This is a genomic window from Pseudomonadota bacterium (assembly GCA_022361155.1).
Lineage (GTDB): Bacteria > Myxococcota_A > Polyangia > Polyangiales > JAKSBK01 > JAKSBK01.
The window spans coordinates 1-1,084 of sequence record JAKSBK010000487.1 but is presented as its reverse complement, the minus strand read 5'-3'; the positions used below and the strand labels follow the sequence as shown (position 1 = coordinate 1,084).

At 67.0% G+C, this 1,084-nt stretch carries 1 protein-coding gene; it reads left to right on the top strand.

Annotation, left to right across the window (positions count from 1 at the left end; all coding sequences use genetic code 11):
- On the top strand, positions 1 to 1,084 hold a 1,084-nt coding region (locus tag MJD61_18255), incomplete at both ends, for a hypothetical protein (GenBank protein MCG8557205.1).

Below are 1,084 nucleotides of genomic sequence, written 5' to 3'. Positions count from 1 at the left end.
TGTTCGGCGGTCTGGCACTGGCTTCCGAAGACGGCTGCAGCTGGAGCTTCGCTCGAGGCGGCGTGAGCGACATGGAGATCATAGACGTCACCGTGGATCCTGCCCAGCGAGCGCATGGTTTGGCACTGGCCACCAAGCAGCAACCCGATCGCAGCTTCCTGCACCGGCTATGGCACACCAGCGACAACGGCACGCTCTGGCAGGAGCTTGGCCCGGCCTTGCCAGCGCAGCTCGACGTGCTGCCCACGGCGTTCGATGCGGCACCCGGCGACCGCACGCGCGTCTACGTGAGCGCCCTGGATCGCTCCGGATCCAAGTTTCAGGGCGTGCTCTTGCGAAGCAACGACCGCGCAGCCACCTGGAGCGTCTTGCCCGTGCCTCATACAGGCCTGTTCGGTCTTCCCTACCTTTCGGCCGTCGCGCCGGCCGACCCGAACACCGTCTACGTGCGCGTCTACGGCCAGGGGCACGACCGCTTGCTGGTTTCATCGAACGGCGGGCACGACTGGAAGAACGTCCTCGATGGCCGCGCCGTGATGGCTGGCTTTGCGCTGTCGCCCGACGGGAGCGAGCTCGCGATCGGTTTCGGCTTGCCCCCGAGGCCCCGCAACATCGACTGCGATCGGCTAGGTATCTGGAGGGCGTCGACAAGCGACCTGGTATTCCGCAAGGTCTTCGACGGCGTCGTGCAGTGCCTGACCTGGACCCGGCGCGGCCTGTACGCATGCCTGAGCGAGCGAGCGCACGGGTTCCAGCTGGGGCGTTCCGAGGACGGAGGCAAGAGCTTCAAACCTTTGATGAAGCTTCGCAGCGTCAAGGGCCTGGCGTGTCCCTCGCCCAGCAGACTCGCCACCGCCTGCGCCGAGCCTTGGCAATGGCTGTGCCCCAGGATCGGTACGTCTTGCATCGGTCCCGATGCCGCTGTGCCAGCAACCGTCCCGATCGACGTCCTCGGCGGCTGCCGCAGCGACGCCTCCGTGCCGCAAGCTCCTGTGGATGCCGGTGCTACCGATGCCGGCCTTGTGGGTCCCCAAGACGCCGCCACCAATCCCGACGGCAAGACTCCAGTGCTGCCCAGCGACGC